Source organism: Nocardia sp. NPDC051321, from assembly GCF_044455225.1.
In the GTDB taxonomy this organism is placed as follows: domain Bacteria; phylum Actinomycetota; class Actinomycetes; order Mycobacteriales; family Mycobacteriaceae; genus Nocardia.
Genome location: NZ_JBITEM010000018.1, coordinates 16,620 through 34,144, shown reverse-complemented (window position 1 = coordinate 34,144; position 17,525 = coordinate 16,620). Strand labels below are relative to the sequence as shown.

The window sequence follows — 17,525 nt, the reverse complement described above, 5'->3', positions numbered from 1 at the left end:
TCACGCGCCCAGGCCGCCGTCGACCCGAAGGACGGTGCCGGTCACATAGGAGGAGCGGTCGCTGAGCAGCCAGGCGGCGGCCTGGGCGATTTCGTCCGGGTCGGCCACCCGGCCAAGCGGTGTGCGCGCGTTCAGTCGCTCGATAACGCCCGGCGAGTCCGCTTCCCAGTCCTGGATCATCTCGGTCAGCGTGCTGCCCGGCGCGATCGCGTTCACCCGGATACCCTCCGGGCCGTAGGTGACAGCGGCCGATTCGGTGAGGCTGTTGAGCGCCCGCTTCATCGCTCCGTAGGCGGGCAGTTCCGAGTTGCCCATCAGGCTGCCGACACTGGAGGTGTTGACGATGGCGCCGGTGCCCGCGCTCGCCCGGATGGCCGCGATCTCGGCGACCATGGCCAGCCACGCGCCCTTGAGGTTCACGGCGTAGACGTAGTCGAAATCGGCCTCCCGCACCCGATCCATCGGACCGGGCGGCACCAATGCCGCACCGTTGTTGAAGGCGATATCGAGGCGTCCGTACCGGTCGACGGTGTGGTCGACGGCAGCGCGCACGCTATCCGGATCGGCCAGGTCACACAGCACGTAGTCCGCCGTGCCGCCCGCCGCCCTTACCTCCTCGGTCACCCCCTTCAGCTGCGCTTCCGTTCGTGCGGCGAGCATTACCCGGGCACCCTCTGTGGCGAACAGCCGGGCCGCGGCGGCGCCGATACCGCGGCCGGCACCGGTGATGAAGGCGACCTTGTCCGCAAGTAACCCCGCCTGCGTAGTCAGTGTGTTTTCCATGGTTGCGAGCCTCGGCTCGAACGCCGAGCCGAGCCAGGTACCGGCTGTACCTGGCTCGGTTCCGCGACCGCCGAGCACACTGAAGGTGTGGACAGACGAGAACTGGCGGGCTTCCTGCGCAGCAGGCGCGAGCGGATCACCCCGGCCGACGTCGGGCTGCCGGCAGGACCACGCCGCCGCACCCCGGGATTGCGCCGCGAGGAGGTAGCACAGCTGGCTTTCATCTCGACCGAGTACTACACGCGGCTGGAGCAGGCTCGCGGTCCGCGTCCGTCGCGCGAAGTATTGAGCGGTTTGACTCGCGCACTGCGCCTTTCGGACGCAGAACGCGGCCATTTGCACCACCTCGCCGGCGCACCACCCGGTCCACCCGCCGGACCGTCCCACGAGGTGCGGCAGAGCATCCTCGACCTGCTGCATCGGCTGCCGCAGGCCGCCGCGATCGTGACGTCGGCTACCTGGGAGGTCATCGCCTGGAACGAGCTGGCCGCCGCGTTGATGGAGGACTTCTCCGCGCTGTCCCGACGCGACCGAAATCTGGTGCGGCGCACCTTTCTCGGCCCGCGCCTGCACGGGCGACGGTTGTACGGAGTGTCGGACGCGGACACATTCGCCCGAAGCGCGGCCCAGGATCTGCGCGCCACCGCCGCCCGCTACCCCGACGATCCGGAGGTGGCCGAGCTGGTGTCCGAACTCCTCGCCGGAAGCCCGGAGTTCGCGCGCCTGTGGGCCGCCCACGATGTGACTGCCGAGCCCGCGTTGTGCAAGACCTTCGAACATCCGCTGGTCGGCCCGATCGCCGTCAATTGCGATGTCCTCGACATCACCGACCGAGATCAGCGGGTCGTGATCTACACCGCTACGCCGGGCTCACCGACCGAGCACGCCATGCAGCTGCTGTCGGTCATCGGCACCCAACGCATGGACGCCTCCAGCTGAGGCCGCGCAGGCGGTGTCGAAGTGGTGCGCGATCGTGGTGTTCAGGAATTCGCGGGGCTGCTCGCACACAACGCCGTGGCAAGGGCGGCACGAATATCGGCCTCCTGTGCTTCGCCGCCGCCCGGGTAGATGTTGACCATCACCGTCGCACTGCGGCCGTCGGTTGTGGTCGCGCCCAACACCTGGAAGCCCATGATGCCTCCGTCGTGTCCCCAGTACAGGCCGCCGCATGGCAACGGTGTGCTCTGGAAACCCAGCCCGTACGCATCGTGGTAGGAATTGCCGGTCGGCCGGGTCGCCATCATCTCCCGCAGTTCAGGCGGGCCCAACAGGCGACCGTTCAGCAAGGCGCCCAGAAACTGGTTCAGGTCCGTTGCGCTGGAGATCATCCCGCCCGCGGAGCCGGCGACCGATGGATTGAACTCCGTGAGGTCGAGGGGATCGGCGTTTCCCTGCTTGCCGTAACCCTGTGGATGATCGCCCGCGATGGTCGGTGCGTCCCCGGGAACCGACGTGGCACGCAGGCCGAGCGGCTCGACGATGCGCTGGTCGATCGCCGCCGCGTACGGTCGGCCGGTGACCTTCTCGATGAGCAGGCCGGCCAGCAGGTAATTCGTGTTGGCGTACGCATAGCTGGTTCCCGGTGGAAACAACGGCGGGTGGTCCAGGGCAATGCGCACCAGTTCCAGTGGATCATGGTGCGCGAGTGGATCGTTCAGGACCTGCTCCGGGGTCAGATAGTCCAAGTAGTCGGGCAGTCCGCTGATGTGCTGGAGCAGCTGACGCACCGTGATGTCGTGTCCGTCATTGCCATTGCCCTCGACGATGCCGGGCAGGTACTGCTCGACCGGCGCGTCGAGTGCCACCCGCTGCTCACCCACGAGTTGCAGCACCACGGTGGCCACGAACATCTTGGTCATGCTGCCGATCCGGAACCGGCTGTCGTCGGCGATCGGCGCACGGGTCCGGATATCCGCGACACCGCTCTTCAGTACCGTCCGGCCGCGCGCGTCGCTCACTTCGAGCAGCGCTCCCGGCGCACCGTCAGTGGTGGTCAATCGCTGCAGAATGTTTTGTACGTCGGTATAGCTGGGCGAGTCCGGCGTATTCGCATGGTCCCCGGTCCCGCACGCGCATAGCGTCAGTGCGGCCGTGGCGCATAAAGCACCGAAAACATAGTTGTGCCTTCGCATTTGGTCCTCCAACCGTTGGCAGGACTCATGCTAGGAAGCTCTGGCCGGATACACCTCACCCCCGAGAGCCACCTGGTACGCGGTCTTGCGATACCAAGGTGCCAGGCCGGATCCCACCCGAGGGTGCCGCCTTCGGCGCTCAGGTCAGCCGTTGGCGCTGCGGCGCATGCCGAATCGGGTTGCGGCGACTAGATCTTCGCGACCGCGGGCCACCCGGGAACGGACGGTGCCGACCGGGCAACCGCAGACCGTGGCGGCCTCGGCGTAGGACAGGCCGAGCACCTGGGTGAGCACCAGGGCCTCCCGCCGCTCCGGCGCGAGATCGTCCAGCAGCAGGTTGAGTTCGACGATCTCGGTGAGCCCGTCGCGGCGCGGCACCTGCCGATCGGCCGCCGCGACCCAGTCGACGCCGTGGGCGATCTTCGGCCGGGCCACCGCCATCCGCACCTGATCGACCACTACTCGACGCGCGATGGACAGCAGCCAGGTGCGCGCGCTGGCCCGGCCCTCGAAACGCTTGATGCTGCCGAGTGCCCGCAGGTAGGTCTCCTGGGTCAGGTCGTCGGCCCGGCCGACCTCGGTCAGATGGGCGAGCAGCCGCCACACATCCTTCTGGGTGGCCCGGATGAAACCCTCCAGCGCCCGCCGGTCGCCACGCGCCGCCGCCAGTGCCAGGCGGGTCGTCTCGTCATCCTCGGCGGGCGTCGGCATGGTGTCGACAATAACCCCAGCTGTCACGGCGCCAGCCGACCGGCCCGGCGGCCGTAACGTGCGTCACCACGGCCGTTTCAGTGAGCGCGGCCACCAAAAATAACCGCCTGGGAACTTCGGTGTCCCGATAGACGACAATCTGGACGTGGAGTGCAAAGTGTGCCGGACGGCGCTGTCGGCGCGGATCGACGGCGAGCGCGAAACCGTGCCCGCCGCCCGGGTTGACGAGCACCTGGAGCAGTGCGCCGAGTGCTGCTCCTGGTACGTCGCCGCGGTGGAGACCTCGAAGCGATTGCGCGGCGCCGCGTCGTACGCGCCGGACCTGACCGATGCGATCTTCGCCGCCGCCGAGTTGGAGCGGCCGCGGCCGACGCCGCTGGCCAGGCTGCGCGCCGCAGTGCCGACCTCGCGGATCGCGTTGGCCCGCGTCCTGCTCGGTGTGCTCGGCCTCCTGCAATGCGCGTTGGCGCTGGCCCAGCTGGCCGGCCTCGACTTCGGCATGAGCCATCATCATGGCGCCGAGATGACCCGCCACCTGCTCAACGAGAGCACCGCGTGGAGCCTGGCGATCGGCGTCGGGTTCAGCTACTGCGCGCTGCGGCCGCACGCCGCCGCCGGGGTGCTGCCGGTGCTCGGTGTACTGGTCGCCGCGTTGAGCGCGTTCGTGGTGTCCGATCTGTACTCCGGTGTGGTGCCGATCTCCCGCGTCCTCTCACACGGACTGCTCGTCGTCGCTCTGGCGCTGGTCGTTGTCGTGCACCGGACGCGCCGCCCGGAAACCTCGCCGCCGACCAGCGACCGCGTCCCCACCGACCTGGTGCTGCCACCGGGCGCCCAACTCGGCAGGCGCACCCGCCACCTCCGCTCCACCCAAGATCCCGCCGCCTGAACGGACTCTCATGACCATCGAGCTCGACTCGATCACTCGCACCGAACCGAACCGCATCTCCCTGGCAGTCACCGGAATGAGCTGCGCGGCCTGCTCCACCCGGGTGGAACGCAAGCTCAACAAGATCGATGGGATCACCGCGTCGGTGAACTATGCCACCGGGATCGCGACGATCGACGCGGTCAGCGATATCACCGCCGAGCAGCTGTGCGCCGAGGTCGACGCCACCGGCTTCGGCGCGTCGCCGATCACCGACCGCAGCGAGCCGATCAGTTCGGCGCCGGAGGACGCGGCGGTCAACGACCTGCTGCGCAGGCTGGTGGTGGCGCTGATGGCGTTCTTCCCGCTGGCCGACCTGTCGGTGATGTTCGCCACCATCCCGAGCACCAGGATCACCGGCTGGCAGCTGATTCTCACCGTGCTTGCGCTGCCGGTGGTGGTCTGGTCGGCGGCGCCGTTCCACCGCAAGGCTTTTGCCAATGCCAAGGTCGGTGCGGCGAGCATGGACACGCTGGTCTCGGTCGGCGTGCTCACCGCGACGCTATGGTCGCTGGACACCATGTTCTTGCACCCCGATCGTTCCGGGCCCGCACCCGACGGGGTGTGGGCGGCGATCTGGGCCAGTGACGCGATCTACCTCGAAGTGGCCGCGGGCGTCACCGCGTTCGTGTTGGCGGGGCGTTATTTCGAGGCGAAGGCCAAGCGGTCGGCGGGCAGCGCGTTGCGGGCGCTCGCCGCGCTCGGTGCGCGTGAGGTCACCGTGCTGACCCGCGACGATCGCGAAATGCGGGTGCCCATCGGCGAACTCGTGGAGGGGCAGCGCTTCGTGGTGCGACCCGGCGAGACCATTGCCACCGATGGCCTTGTGGTGTCCGGCGTTTCGAGTGTCGACGCCAGCGCGATGACCGGTGAATCCATCCCGGTCGACGTGACGACGGGCATGGCGGTGATCGGCGGCACCACCGCGCTCACCGGGCGGCTGATCGTGGAAGCCGCCGCGGTAGGGGCGGATACGAAGCTGTCCGGGATGATCCGCCTGGTCGAGCAGGCGCAGACCGGTAAGGCGCGGATGCAGCGGATCGCCGATCGGGTTGCGGCGGTGTTCGTTCCGTTCGTCTTCCTGGTGACGGCGGTGACCTTCGTGATCTGGTTGGCCACCGGCTCCGGTACGGATCGAGCCGCGGCGGCCGCGCTGGCGGTACTGGTCGTGGCGTGCCCCTGTGCGCTGGGTCTGGCGATTCCGACCGCGCTGATGGTGGCCTCGGGACGCGGTGCGCAGCTGGGCATTTTCATCAAGGGCCATCAGGCGTTGGAAGCCACCCGCGACGTCGACACCGTGGTACTGGACAAGACCGGCACGGTCACCAACGGCGCGATGAGCGTGGTCGCGGTGACCGAGCGCGAGCCGTTCACCGCGGCGCAGGTGCTGCGCCTGGCCGGTGCGGTGGAGTCGGCTTCCGAACACGCGGTGGCCGCGGCGATCACCCGCCACGCGCGCGAGACGGTCGGCGAACTGCCCTCTGTCGAATCCTTCGAAGCGCTACCAGGATTGGGCGCGCGCGGACTGGTAGACGGCCGCACGGTGCTGGTCGGCCGGTCCCGGCTGTTCGACGATCAAGGCATCGACATCCCGCAGGACATGAATCGTGCTGTCCGGCAGCAGGAACGGTCCGGACGCACCGTCGTGCTGGTCGCCGTCGATGGCGCGGTCGTCGCGGTGATCGCGGTCGCCGACACCGTCAAGGAGACGGCGGCGGCCGCGATTGCCCGGCTGCACCGGCTGGGGCTGCGGGTCATGATGTTCACCGGCGACAACGCTTACGCGGCGCAGTCGGTGGCTGACGAGATCGGCATCGATGAGGTTGTCGCTGAACTGCTCCCGGAGGGCAAGGTCGAACTGATCGCCCGCATGCAGGAGCAGGGGCATCGCGTGGTGATGGTCGGCGACGGCATCAACGACGGCGCCGCGCTGGCCACCGCCGACCTCGGCATGGCGATCGGCGCGGGCACCGACGTCGCGATCGCGGCCGCCGACGTCATCCTGGTCCGCGAGGATCTCGGCGCGGTCGCCGACGCCATCGAGCTCGCGCACGCCACCCTGCGCACCATCAAGGGAAACCTGGTGTGGGCGTTCGGCTACAACGTCATCGCCATTCCGATCGCCGCACTCGGCTTCCTGAACCCACTGATCGCCGGCGCGGCCATGGCCTTCTCGTCATTCTTCGTAGTCTCGAACAGCCTGCGACTCCGCCGAGTCCACTTCAACCGCTGACCCACCGAAGGGGTCAGCGGCGGGATTGGGCCAGCTGTTCCAGCATGGCGTTGTAGGCGGCTAGGTCGGAGTCGCCGTAGTCGTCGTCTTTGCGGTCGGTGCGTACCGCGGTGCGGCGGTCTTGGGCTACCCACTGGGTGAGTAGGGCGCCGACCACCAGCAAAATCGGGATTTCGCCGGAGACCCAGGCGATTCCGCCGCCGACGCGCTGATCGGCGAGCAGATCTAGGTTCCACGGGAGCTGCAGGTTGGTGTAGAAGCGGGCACCGATGACGGTGTTCATCGACATCACCGCGACACCGAAGAAGGCGTGAAAAGGCATGACCGCGAACAGGACGCCGAGCCTGCCCAGGTGCGGCAGTCGCCGCGGGCCAGGGTCGATGCCGATGATGCCCCAGTAGTACAGGTAGCCGACGATCAGGAAGTGCACGTTCATCAGCACGTGCCCCCAGTGATATCGGATCAGGCTTTCGAACAGCGGCGTGAAATACAGTCCGTAGAGCGAGATCACGAACAACGACAGCGCCGTCGCCGGATGCGCGATCACCGCGGTCGGCCGCGAATGCAGCAGGGCCAGCACCCATTCGCGTACACCGTGCACCTGGCCGCGCTTGGCCGCGGGCACGGCGCGCAGCAGCAGGGTCACCGGAGCGCCGAGCACCAGCAGCACCGGCACGAACATGTTCAAGGCCATGTGCGTGATCATGTGCATGCTGAACATCGCGAAACCGTAGGTGCCGATGCCCGAGGAGGTCGCGATCAGCAGCGCAACGCAGCCGCCGATCCACGAGGTGGTGCGCCAGCGCGACCATTCGTCGCCGCGCCGCCACAGGCGCAGCACGCCGAGCGTGTACAGCACGATCGCGGCCAGCGCGGCGGTGCCGAGCACAATGTCGAAGCGCCACAACGTGATCAGGCGCAGCAGGTTGGGCCGATCGAACAGGTCGAAACCGAGGAAGACCTCCTGCGCGGTGAACGAGCGGTCGGCGAAGGCCGGGGCGGGCTGTACCGCCATGGCCACGGTCGCGGCCAGCGCTATCGCGGAAAGCGCTGCGCCGCAGGCGATCAGGAAGGCGGTACGAGCGCCGGGCTCCCGATGTCTCAGTACCGCGCGCATCGTCAGCCCGAGGTCGGCGGCGACGGCGACCACCACCAGCGCAAGACGCCCGTACCCCGTGGTCAACACAGCCGACCACGGCAGCAGGATCAGCCAGAGCACGAGGCCGCTGAGGGTGGCCGCCGCCAGGCACAGCAGCGCGATCACCGCGCCGCGGCGGACCGCGGTGCGCGCGTGTGATCCGTTGCGGCGCAGGTGCTCCGCGACACACCAGAGCAGTCCGGGCAGCACCGACACCGCGAGCTGGAAAATGATCATCGCGCCGGTGCCGTAGTCGTGATTCGGCCCCTCCCCCGCGTTGCCGACCATCGCGGGCGGCAGCACGCCGATCGCGGCCACCAGCAGCAGCACCGCCGCACCGTTCCAGGACAACAACATTCGGGCACCCAGCGTCACCACACCGGCAAGCACGGCGACCACGATCCACGCCTTCGGCTTCTCGCTGGCATCGATCAGCGCGCCGAGCGCGCCGATCCGGAAGAGCCCGGAGACCGTCAGCCCGCCCACATTCGCCGCGGTCACCGGGATCAGCGCCACCGCCGACAGCAGCCAGACCAGGCCGGCCCGCTCGGCGAGCCGCAGCCCGGAATACCCGTCGACGTCGAGGCGGCCGCGACCGGTGACGGCGGTACAGCACACCGCGTAGACCAGCGCGCCGAGCGCGGTCGCGCCGGCGAGCGCGGCGACAACGCGCAGCAGCACGTAACCGAGCACGTCCGCGAAACCGGGGTAGGCGGTACCGGCGGCTCGGTAGGGCGCGTCACCCGCTTCCACCACCGAGCCGATGACAAGGGCAAGCAGAACCGCCGCCGCGACCAGCCAGACGAGGTGGACTGTCGAGCGTTTCACCGGCACGTTGACGTCCACCATCCTCGAGAACGAAAGTTTGCACCTGAACCAGGTCTCGCTGACCGGTCGGATGCGGTGCCGGGAAAGTTCCGGTGCCGCGGCGACTGCGACGCAGGTCACATTCTATTCGGTGGTGGAGCCAGGACTTACACGGTGTTGGCGCTGAGCCCGCCGGAGATCGTCAATGCCTCGCCGTTGAAGTGCCGTCCTTGCTCGGACACCAGCAGCAGCACCGCGTCGGCGACCTCGGCGGGCGAGATCAGATCGGCGTTCGGCGGGCCGGCGGCGAACATCGCCATCACGTCCTCTTTGGTGGGATTCTCCATGTCCGGCAGCATCATTCGATACATGGCCGGATTCTGGATCATGTCGGTGTCCACGCCGCCGGGCAGTACCGCGTTGACGGTGATGCCGTATTCGACCACCTCCAGCGACAACGACTTCACCAGCCCGATTACGCCCCATTTCGCGGCCGCGTAGTGCCCTGCGTTGCGCACGCCCATCCTGGCCACGATGGAGGAGGTGGCCACGACGCGGCCCCACTGGCGTTCGATCATGTGCGGCACCACCGCGCGGAAGCTGTGGAAGACACCGGTGAGGTTGATGTCGATCATGTCCTGCCACATCTCGTCGGCCATCTCGGCGATCGCGGAGTTGCTGGCGATGCCCGCGTTGGCGATCAGGATGTCGATGTGACCGAAGTCATCGATCGCGCGCTTGGCGACCGCGTTCATCTCCATCTGGCTGCGCACATCGGCCTGCAGCGGCACGCAGCGGCGCCCGGTTTCCTCGACCAGCTTCGCCGTCTCGGCCAGATCGGACTCCGAACTCATCGAATACGGCACGCTCGCGACCTTCTCGGCGATATCGCACACCACGATGTCCGCGCCGGCCACCGCCAGCGCCACCGCGTGCGCACGCCCTTGACCTCGGGCGCCGCCGGTGATCACCGCTACCTTGCCGTCGAGATTGCCCATGTCGGCCCCTCACCAGATCGGTATTTGTTCAGCCGAGCCCATCGTTTCACGCGTGCATGTCGTGAAGTTGCCGTTTACGTTCGTATTGTCCAGAACTACACACGAAACGTTCCGGGCCGGCGCAGCGACGAAGTGAATGCGGTGTGCGTCGCAGCATCAGGCAGTACTCGCCGGCGGCACATCGCGCAGGCGCGCGACCCAGCGCGCCCACAATGGTCCAAGGGGGCCAGATGACCGATTGTGAGTACTTCGCCGTGGATCTCGACCAGCTCGTCCGACCTTTAGGCAACACACCGACCGACTACGACGCGACCGTGGCCAGCTCGTTCGACAGCCCGCGGCTGCGCCGACTCGTGCACACCGCGGTCGGCCTCTCGCACGACTCCATCGACCTGCTGTCCACCATGAGCGACCGCCTGCGCGCCGTCGAGGGCATGCTCATCCAGGATCCGCTCGACTGAGGCGGCTTCAAGCGGTGCGGCTGACAGCGGGCAGTCCCAGCGCGGCCGGTATCCGTTGATAGCCACGGAGATTGACGAGACCGCGCCGCTCGGGGGTGCCGGTGAGCCGCAGTTCGGGAAAGCGTTCATACAGCGCGGACAGGGCGACGGCGCCCTCCATCCTGGCCAGGCTGGCGCCGAGGCAGGCATGTACACCGCTGCTGAATGCCAAGTGCTCGCGCGCGTTGGCCCTGGTGACATCGAAGGTGCCGGGGTCGGCGAAGACGGCGGGGTCGCGGTTGGCCGAGCCGAGCAGCAACGCGACCGACTCGCCCCCGGCGATCGACTGTCCGGCAATCTCGGTGTCGCACAACGCGGTTCGAGACGTGAACTGCACGGGGCTGTCGAACCGCAGGATCTCCTCGATCGCGGCGGGCCACCGGTCCGGCTCGGCGCGCAGCAGGCCGAGTTGGTCCGGGTGGTCGTGCAGCGCCATCATGCCGTTGCCGAGCAAGTTGACGGTGGTTTCGAAGCCGGCACCGGCCACCAGCGTGGCGATCGACTTCAGTTCGGGCATGGTCAGGCTGCCGCTCACGGCCAGTTCACTGAGGATGTTGTCGCCGGGATCGGCGCGCAGCCGGGCGATGTGACCCTCGACGAACTCCTCGCTCGCCCGTAAAGCGGCGATAGCGGTACGGAACGTGCGCCACGAGATGCCGATGTCGAGCAGCGGTGCGCCCGCGTGGCCGAGCTCGAGCATGTAGTCCTGGTCTTGCCTTGGCACACCTAGGATTTCGCAGATGATCGCCACCGGAAGCAGCCTGGCGAAGTCGGTGATCAGGTCGGCGTGTGGGCGCGCCGCCAGCCTGTCGAGCAGCTCGTCGGTCACCTCGACGATGCGGTCGTGCAGCCTGCCGACCGCGCGCGGGGTGAATTCCTGCGCGACGAGCTTGCGATATCTGGTGTGTTCCGGCGGGTCGACCACCAGCATCGACGGCGGTTCGACGGGGTTGGCCAGCTTCAGATCGGTCGCTCGCAGCAGCCGCAGCACCGGCCGGGGTAGGTTCAGCGCGTCCGGCGGGGTGGCGCCGAAGTTCTTGTCGCGCAGAATTGTTCGACACACCTCGTGGTCGGCGGTGACCCAGGTGATCGGGGTGCGGACCAGTCGGCCTTGCTCGCGAATGCGGTCGCCGAACTGGTAAGGATTCTGTCCGGCTCGAGAGTTCGTCAGGATCTCCGACAGCGGCTCACCGCGGCGGGCACGCCTGCTGAGGTAGATGCTCGGTACACCGTGCAATGTGGCCCAGCGAATCCAGCTCTTCATATCGGCCCCCGCCTATGGTCGGTAGGTCCTCACGGTACGCATCGGCGTGCCGGTGCGCATCAGTCCCCGGTCGCAGATACCCCTGATACTCAGGGCGTATCACTCAGCGAAGATCGCAGCACGCCTCTCCGCCCGGAGAACCCCAGTTGACAAGGCTCATTCGCGCCGATAGGGCAAACCTTTGGCAAAGTCGATCTAGGGGTGGCGTGAGACGGCGGTCACATGGTTTGGTTGATGCAGGCCGGTCGCGCCGGCCGCGACTTGCCCGGCGGTTCGGAAGGTGGCGACGGCTGTGAGTGTGACGCAGACCGAACAACTTCAGGCGGTTCGACCGTATCCGCGACGGTTGGGGCCCAAGGGTTCCTACCTCTGGAAGATGATCACGACCACCGATCCCAAGGTGCTCGGGATCATGTATCTGGTCTCCGCGATGAGCTTTTTCTTCATCGGCGGGCTGATGGCCTTGCTGATGCGCGGTGAGCTGGCCAGGCCGGGGATGCAGTTCCTGTCGACGGAGCAATACAACCAGCTGTTCACCATGCACGGCACACTGATGCTGCTGTTCTACGCGACGCCGATCGTATTCGGTTTCGCGAATGCTGTGCTGCCCTTGCAGATCGGCGCCCCGGACGTCGCGTTCCCGCGCCTCAACGCGTTCAGCTACTGGCTGTATCTGTTCGGCGCGACCATCGCGACCGCGGGCTTCATCACCCCCGGCGGCGCCGCCGACTTCGGCTGGACCGGCTACACCCCGCTGAGCACCTTCGAGCACTCGCCCGGTGCGGGCCCCGACCTGTGGATCGTTGGCCTGATCCTGTCCGGACTCGGCACCATCCTCGGCGGCGTCAACATGATCACCACGATCATCTGCCTGCGTGCCCCCGGCATGATCATGTTCCGGATGCCGATCTTCACCTGGAACATCCTGATCACCAGCATCCTTGTGCTGCTTGCCTTTCCGATCCTCACCGCGGCGCTGTTCGCGTTGGCGATCGACCGGCATCTCGGCGGGCACATCTACGACACGGCCAACGGCGGTGTGCTGCTCTGGCAGCATCTGTTCTGGTTCTTCGGGCATCCCGAGGTGTACATCGTGGCGTTGCCGTTCTTCGGCATCGTGACCGAGATCTTCCCGGTGTTCTCGCGTAAGCCGCTGTTCGGTTACAGCACACTGGTGTACGCGACGATCTCGATCGGCGCGCTGTCGGTGGCGGTGTGGGCGCATCACATGTATGCGACGGGATCGGTTCTGCTGCCGTTTTTTTCACTGATGACGTTCTTGATCGCGGTGCCGACCGGCGTGAAGTTCTTCAACTGGATCTTCACCATGTGGCGCGGGCAGCTGACGTTCGAGACGCCGATGCTGTGGTCTCTCGGCTTCCTGACCACCTTCCTCTTCGGTGGGCTGTCCGGTGTCATCCTGGCCAGCCCGCCGCTGGACTTCCATGTCACCGACTCGTATTTCGTTGTCGCGCACTTCCATTACGTGCTGTTCGGGACCATCGTGTTCGCGACGTTCGCGGGCATCTACTTCTGGTTCCCGAAGATGACCGGGCGGATGATGGACGAGCGGCTCGGCAAGTGGCACTTCTGGACCACCTTCGTCGGCTTCCACACCACGTTCCTGGTGCAGCACTGGCTGGGTGCCGAGGGCATGCCGCGACGGTATGCCGACTACCTGCCCAGCGACGGTTTCACCACGCTGAACACCATTTCCACCATCGGGGCGTTCATCCTGGGTGCCTCGATGTTGCCGTTCATCTGGAACGTCTTCAAGAGCTTCCGGTACGGCGAGGTTGTCACGGTCGATGACCCGTGGGGTTACGGCAACTCCCTGGAATGGGCGACCACCTGCCCGCCGCCGCGGCACAACTTCTACGAGCTGCCGCGGATCCGGTCCGAGCGTCCGGCATTCGAGCTGCACTACCCGCACATGGTCGAGCGGATGCGGACCGAGGCGCACGGGGGCTGGGGATCCGGGCATCGGTCGGCCGTGCTCATCGAGGACCGTGCGGTTGCCGAGGAGAAGAGCGGGCCGTCGCTGGCGAAACGCCCGGATATCGAGCCGACGCCCGAATAGTTTTGCCGAAGCAGCAAAGAAGTTTGCCGTTATAGCGCCGCACCGGGATCGTGGTGTCCATGACCGAGACACACACCCACGACGCCGACGGCACCACGGTCGAGTTCTGGGAGAACTTCTACCAGGAGCGGGAACGCGTCTGGTCCGGCTCGCCCAACTTCCTCCTGGTCCGCGAGATCGATGCGACACCGGCGGGTTCGGCACTCGATCTCGGCTGCGCCGAGGGCGCCGACGCGATCTGGCTCGCCGAACGCGGCTGGCGGGTCACCGCCGTCGACGTCTCCGAGACCGCGCTCGACCGCGCCCGAGCCCGCGCCGCCGAACAGGGCTACCCCGACATCGACTGGCAGCGCCACGACCTCGCGAACACCTTCCCCACCGGCCAGTTCGACCTCGTCACCGCCCAATACCTGCACTCCCCCGTCGCCAAGGCAGACGAACGCGAGGAGATCCTCCGCCGCGCGGCCGCGGCAGTCGCACCCGGCGGCCAGCTCCTGATCGTCGGCCACGCCGAATGGCCCTCCTGGGTAGCGGTCCCACCCCACGACGTCCACTTCCCGACCACCGCCGAGGTCCTGAAGGGCCTGCACCTCGACCCCACCGAATGGACAGTCGAAGTCGACGGCCTAGCCGAACGCGAGCACACGGGCCCCGAGGGTCAGCCCGGTGTCCGCAAGGACAATGTCCTGCGCATCCGCCGCCACTGAACGCAAACCTACCTGCCCCACAGCCCAACTCAACCTGGCCGCGCGATCACGCTAGGCGTTCTATCTGCGCGGCCAGGTCGGCGAGTCGAACCGGCTGCGTCGTATCGACCCACACGATGGGCGCAAGCCCGAGCGGCACGGCCTGCGCGGCCCAGGTATCCCATTCATCGGTGAGACGCTGCTCGTCGCAGTACGACGCCCCCCGCCGCCTACTCACGTAGCGACGTCTCGCCACGTCCGCTGGGATGTCACACCAGACCTCCACAACCCGATCAGCCCCAGCCTTCTCGATCCCCGCCCTGGCAAACCCTGAATCCCGAGGCCTGAACCACCACGAGTCGACGACAACGGTCCCCGAGACCGCCTGGGCCAACGCCCACACCGCATCCATCGCAATGCCACCCAACGCGGGAATCACGGCGTCATCGCCCACACACTCCGCCAAAGCCTCCTTGACCGCGTCCTTCGACAGGAACGTCCCACCTAGTGCCGCCGCCAACGGCCGCCCCAATGTCGACTTCCCCGCCCCGGGCAACCCATTGACCAACACCAAGAATTCAGCCATCCGCCCATCATGACGGTGGCGCCGGCCGACCGCGGGCAAGATTCGGGGCTGGGCGTCAGTGGGCGGCATCGAGATTATCGATGTTGGCGAGAAGTGTTTTTTGCCAGTCTATTTCGGATTGGACGCGCATTCTGGCGTGGTCGGCTATCGGGTCGTCGACGATGTTCCGACCCGGTCGGCGGTGATCGATTTGAGTACTCTGTGGGCATGGCTGTTCGACCAATACTGATCGCGGGCGATCCTCGGTTGGCTACTCCGGCAACACTTGTCACCACTTTTGATGACGAACTCGCGGCCTTCGTCGACGATCTCTACGAGACCAATACCGCCGCGAACGGGGCGGGCCTGGCGGCTAATCAGGTCGGCGACGGCCGGGCGGTGTTCATCTACGACCTGGTGGACAACGAGGTTCGGCACCGCGGCTGCGTCGTCAACCCCATCCTCGAGACCTCCGATATTCCGGAGACCATGCCCGACCCCGACGACGACCTCGAGGGCTGCCTGTCGGTGCCCGGCGAGTGGTATCCCACCGGGCGTGCGCACTGGTCGAGGGTCACCGGGGTGGACGTGACCGGGCGGCCGGTCGCCGTCGAAGCCACCGGATACCTGGCGCGCTGCCTGCAGCACGAGACCGACCACCTCGCGGGCCGCCTCTACCTCGAGCGGCTGATCGGGCGGAACCAGCGGGCGGCCCGCCGAATGATCAAGGACCGCAACTGGACTCGACCCGGCCGGACCTGGCTGCCGGAGATCGGCAGGCATGCCGGCGACCGTGACTGATCAGCGCAGGACGCCGTAGGTCAATCCTGCGTGGGCAGGCACCGAGCAGGTGCGCGAGATCTCCCCGGCCGGATTCGGCGAATTCACCCGCGCGATCGAACTCACCGAAGAAGAGGGTGGGTGGCGCACCGAATGGGTACTAGGTCTTTACGCCGTATCGCCGCTGATCGGCACGAGCCAACCGGCCCGGGTGTCCGCAGCGCAACGGCGCGGTGCGGGCACCCCTCGTCGGATCCTCACAGCAGATACCCAGCCCGCTCGCAGCTCCGACAGCGGTAGCGGCGCGATCATGTGGGCATGATCGGCACACCTCTCGCGCGAATCGGGATCGGCGTTGGTCACCTGCCACGTGCAGCACAGTCGAGCCGGGCATGAACGCGCGCGCACGGCTGTCGCGGCGGGTGGCGTCGGTGCCGCTGCGGATCGGGCTGGTGATCGCGTTGCTCGTGCTGACGGCGTCGGCGCTGATCGCCTCGGGGGCGGCGGTGACGTCGGCGTTGAGTCAATCGTTGACCCAGCGCACCGACGAGCAGCTCTATGACGCGTCGCGCGGGTGGGCCCAGCCGCGGCCGATGAAGCAGGTGCGCACGAATGACGGTGCTGTGCAATGGGTTCCGTCCGACTCCCCGGGTCCGCCGCCGCAGCCTCGGTCGGTGGCCGAACAGCCGCGCCGGTTCTTCGAGCTGCACAAGAGCGCGGACGGCCAGGTGTTCTTCGAGGTGCCCGGCGGCGGAAACGCCTCGGGCGTACCGGATCTCAGCGGGCAGACCGGCGACAGCCCGACGACGGTCGGCTCCGCCGACGACTCGTCGGTGCACTGGCGGGTACTGACCACCTCGAACCAGTACGGCTCGACCACCATCGGATTGCCGCTCACCGACAATCGAGAGACGGTGTCCCGCTTGATCTTCTTCGAGATCGCCACCGGCACCATCGCCTTGGTCGCGCTGGGCGTGGTCGGCTACCTGGTGATCCAGCGCAGCCTGCGGCCGCTGCGTGAGGTGGAGGACACCGCGGCGGCCATCGCGGGCGGTGACCTGCACAGCAGGGTCCCGGTGCGCGGCGTGGACACCGAGGTCGATCATCTAGCCCGCTCGTTGAACGAGATGCTCGCCCAGATCCAGTACGGCGTGGCCGCGACCGAGGCTTCGGAGGAGGCGGCGCGCCGTTCCGAGGCCAAGATGCGCCAGTTCGTCGCCGATGCCAGCCACGAGCTGCGCACGCCGCTGACCACCATCCGCGGCTTCGCCGAGCTGTATCGGCAGGGCGCGAGCACCGATGCCGCCATGGTGGTCGGCCGGATCGAATCCGAGGCGGAGCGGATGGGGTTGCTCGTCGAGGATCTGCTGCTGCTGGCGCGGTTGGACGAAAAGCGCCCGCTGGAGCGCAAACCGGTGGATCTGCTCGCGTTGGCGGGCGATGCCGTACACAACGCCCAAGCCATGGCCGCACGGCAGCAGACGTCGCCCGAGCGGCGCATCGGCGTCGTGGTGAACACCGGCGAGGGCACCATGGACGTGATCGGCGACGGGCCGCGACTGCGTCAGGTACTCGCCAACCTGCTCGGCAACGCCCTCGCCCACACCCCGCCCGAGGCCGCGGTCATGGTGCGGCTCACCCCTGCTCGCGACGAAGTCCGCATCGAGGTGATCGACTCCGGTCCCGGACTGTCGCCCGATGCCGCCGCCCGCGTCTTCGAACGGTTCTATCGCACGGACACCTCACGAACCAGGGCGAGCGGCGGCAGCGGGCTCGGTCTCTCGATCGTGCACGCACTGGTCACGGCGCACGGCGGGCGCGTCACGGTGCACAGCGAACCCGGTGCGGGAGCCACCTTCACGGTCGCGCTGCCCCGCGGTCGGCTGTCGACGTGCATACCCTGACCGACACCGGTTGGCA

17 protein-coding genes are annotated in these 17,525 nt (G+C 67.5%); 10 read left to right on the top strand and 7 right to left on the bottom strand.

Translation table 11 applies throughout. The features are described 5' to 3' along the window. Positions 1-783, bottom strand: coding sequence for an SDR family NAD(P)-dependent oxidoreductase (locus ACIA8C_RS35985; protein ID WP_397142652.1), 783 nt, complete (start codon positions 781-783; stop codon positions 1-3). Between the two features lie 87 nt (positions 784-870). Here ACIA8C_RS35985 and ACIA8C_RS35980 point away from each other — a divergent pair, with 87 nt between their 5' ends. Continuing rightward, positions 871-1,722 (top strand): helix-turn-helix transcriptional regulator, encoded by an 852-nt coding sequence (locus ACIA8C_RS35980; RefSeq protein WP_397142650.1) that lies wholly within the window; start codon positions 871-873, stop codon positions 1,720-1,722. Positions 1,723-1,763: 41 nt separating this feature from the next. Here the strand turns inward: ACIA8C_RS35980 and ACIA8C_RS35975 are convergent, their stop codons facing one another. Together ACIA8C_RS35975 and sigC are read right to left on the bottom strand one after the other, a co-directional pair. Further along, a complete protein-coding gene (locus ACIA8C_RS35975) occupies positions 1,764-2,915 on the bottom strand; it encodes a serine hydrolase domain-containing protein (protein WP_397142648.1) in 1,152 nt (383 codons plus the stop codon). Between the two features lie 144 nt (positions 2,916-3,059). Continuing rightward, a complete protein-coding gene (sigC, locus tag ACIA8C_RS35970) occupies positions 3,060-3,626 on the bottom strand; it encodes an RNA polymerase sigma factor SigC (RefSeq protein ID WP_396993309.1) in 567 nt (188 codons plus the stop codon). A 145-nt stretch (positions 3,627-3,771) separates the two neighbouring features. Between sigC and ACIA8C_RS35965 the strand changes: the two genes are divergently transcribed. Together ACIA8C_RS35965 and ACIA8C_RS35960 are read left to right on the top strand one after the other, a co-directional pair. Then, positions 3,772-4,515 carry a zf-HC2 domain-containing protein gene (locus ACIA8C_RS35965; protein ID WP_397142646.1) on the top strand — a complete coding sequence of 248 codons (744 nt, stop codon included), beginning with the start codon at positions 3,772-3,774 and terminating at the stop codon, positions 4,513-4,515. A gap of 10 nt (positions 4,516-4,525) precedes the next feature. Then, positions 4,526-6,787: a heavy metal translocating P-type ATPase gene (locus tag ACIA8C_RS35960; protein ID WP_397142644.1), complete on the top strand. Its 2,262-nt coding sequence runs from the start codon at positions 4,526-4,528 to the stop codon at positions 6,785-6,787. Between the two features lie 13 nt (positions 6,788-6,800). Here ACIA8C_RS35960 and ACIA8C_RS35955 read toward each other — a convergent pair whose 3' ends face one another. Both ACIA8C_RS35955 and ACIA8C_RS35950 read right to left on the bottom strand, forming a co-directional pair. Beyond that, entirely contained in the window at positions 6,801-8,774 is a 1,974-nt protein-coding gene (locus tag ACIA8C_RS35955; protein WP_397142642.1) for a cytochrome c oxidase assembly protein, read from the bottom strand. Positions 8,775-8,899: 125 nt separating this feature from the next. Continuing rightward, complete coding sequence (locus ACIA8C_RS35950) at positions 8,900-9,730, bottom strand: mycofactocin-coupled SDR family oxidoreductase (protein WP_397142640.1); 831 nt, start codon at positions 9,728-9,730, stop codon at positions 8,900-8,902. 230 nt (positions 9,731-9,960) lie between these two features. Here ACIA8C_RS35950 and ACIA8C_RS35945 point away from each other — a divergent pair, with 230 nt between their 5' ends. Then, entirely contained in the window at positions 9,961-10,191 is a 231-nt protein-coding gene (locus ACIA8C_RS35945; RefSeq protein WP_397142638.1) for a hypothetical protein, read from the top strand. Positions 10,192-10,198: 7 nt separating this feature from the next. On the opposite strand, the gene ACIA8C_RS35940 is transcribed toward ACIA8C_RS35945, so the two are convergent. Then, positions 10,199-11,494 carry a cytochrome P450 gene (locus ACIA8C_RS35940; RefSeq protein ID WP_397142637.1) on the bottom strand — a complete coding sequence of 432 codons (1,296 nt, stop codon included), beginning with the start codon at positions 11,492-11,494 and terminating at the stop codon, positions 10,199-10,201. A gap of 292 nt (positions 11,495-11,786) precedes the next feature. Between ACIA8C_RS35940 and ctaD the strand changes: the two genes are divergently transcribed. Together ctaD and ACIA8C_RS35930 are read left to right on the top strand one after the other, a co-directional pair. After that, on the top strand, positions 11,787-13,574 hold the full coding sequence (gene ctaD / locus ACIA8C_RS35935) for a cytochrome c oxidase subunit I (protein WP_397142635.1): 1,788 nt from the start codon (positions 11,787-11,789) through the stop codon (positions 13,572-13,574). 59 nt (positions 13,575-13,633) lie between these two features. Next, complete coding sequence (locus ACIA8C_RS35930) at positions 13,634-14,281, top strand: class I SAM-dependent methyltransferase (RefSeq protein ID WP_397142633.1); 648 nt, start codon at positions 13,634-13,636, stop codon at positions 14,279-14,281. A 46-nt stretch (positions 14,282-14,327) separates the two neighbouring features. Here ACIA8C_RS35930 and ACIA8C_RS35925 read toward each other — a convergent pair whose 3' ends face one another. Next, positions 14,328-14,846 carry an AAA family ATPase gene (locus ACIA8C_RS35925; protein WP_397142631.1) on the bottom strand — a complete coding sequence of 173 codons (519 nt, stop codon included), beginning with the start codon at positions 14,844-14,846 and terminating at the stop codon, positions 14,328-14,330. A gap of 58 nt (positions 14,847-14,904) precedes the next feature. Between ACIA8C_RS35925 and ACIA8C_RS35920 the strand changes: the two genes are divergently transcribed. From ACIA8C_RS35920 to ACIA8C_RS35905, 4 genes are all read left to right on the top strand, one after another. Next, the gene (locus ACIA8C_RS35920; protein ID WP_397142629.1) at positions 14,905-15,075 is read left to right on the top strand and encodes a hypothetical protein; all 171 of its coding nucleotides are present in this window, start codon (positions 14,905-14,907) and stop codon (positions 15,073-15,075) included. Further along, the gene (locus tag ACIA8C_RS35915; protein WP_397142626.1) at positions 15,054-15,626 is read left to right on the top strand and encodes a peptide deformylase; all 573 of its coding nucleotides are present in this window, start codon (positions 15,054-15,056) and stop codon (positions 15,624-15,626) included. Before ACIA8C_RS35920 ends, ACIA8C_RS35915 begins: the two co-directional genes overlap by 22 nt. Before the next feature lie 49 nt (positions 15,627-15,675). Next, complete coding sequence (locus ACIA8C_RS35910) at positions 15,676-15,927, top strand: hypothetical protein (protein WP_397142624.1); 252 nt, start codon at positions 15,676-15,678, stop codon at positions 15,925-15,927. Between the two features lie 70 nt (positions 15,928-15,997). After that, entirely contained in the window at positions 15,998-17,509 is a 1,512-nt protein-coding gene (locus ACIA8C_RS35905) for a sensor histidine kinase (protein WP_397142622.1), read from the top strand. The last annotated feature ends 16 nt before the right edge of the window (positions 17,510-17,525 follow it).

What these genes read in the sequence shown, in the direction of transcription:
- ACIA8C_RS35955 (WP_397142642.1), bottom strand. Translation starts at nt 8,774, where the DNA reads ATGGTGGACGTCAACGTGCCGGTGAAACGCTCGACAGTCCACCTCGTC.
- ACIA8C_RS35905 (WP_397142622.1), top strand. Translation starts at nt 15,998, where the DNA reads ATGAACGCGCGCGCACGGCTGTCGCGGCGGGTGGCGTCGGTGCCGCTG.
- ACIA8C_RS35985 (WP_397142652.1), bottom strand. Translation starts at nt 783, where the DNA reads ATGGAAAACACACTGACTACGCAGGCGGGGTTACTTGCGGACAAGGTC.
- ACIA8C_RS35930 (WP_397142633.1), top strand. Translation starts at nt 13,634, where the DNA reads ATGACCGAGACACACACCCACGACGCCGACGGCACCACGGTCGAGTTC.
- ACIA8C_RS35915 (WP_397142626.1), top strand. Translation starts at nt 15,054, where the DNA reads ATGGCTGTTCGACCAATACTGATCGCGGGCGATCCTCGGTTGGCTACT.
- ACIA8C_RS35975 (WP_397142648.1), bottom strand. Translation starts at nt 2,915, where the DNA reads ATGCGAAGGCACAACTATGTTTTCGGTGCTTTATGCGCCACGGCCGCA.
- ACIA8C_RS35940 (WP_397142637.1), bottom strand. Translation starts at nt 11,494, where the DNA reads ATGAAGAGCTGGATTCGCTGGGCCACATTGCACGGTGTACCGAGCATC.
- ACIA8C_RS35945 (WP_397142638.1), top strand. Translation starts at nt 9,961, where the DNA reads ATGACCGATTGTGAGTACTTCGCCGTGGATCTCGACCAGCTCGTCCGA.
- sigC (WP_396993309.1), bottom strand. Translation starts at nt 3,626, where the DNA reads ATGCCGACGCCCGCCGAGGATGACGAGACGACCCGCCTGGCACTGGCG.
- ACIA8C_RS35950 (WP_397142640.1), bottom strand. Translation starts at nt 9,730, where the DNA reads ATGGGCAATCTCGACGGCAAGGTAGCGGTGATCACCGGCGGCGCCCGA.
- ACIA8C_RS35925 (WP_397142631.1), bottom strand. Translation starts at nt 14,846, where the DNA reads ATGGCTGAATTCTTGGTGTTGGTCAATGGGTTGCCCGGGGCGGGGAAG.
- ACIA8C_RS35960 (WP_397142644.1), top strand. Translation starts at nt 4,526, where the DNA reads ATGACCATCGAGCTCGACTCGATCACTCGCACCGAACCGAACCGCATC.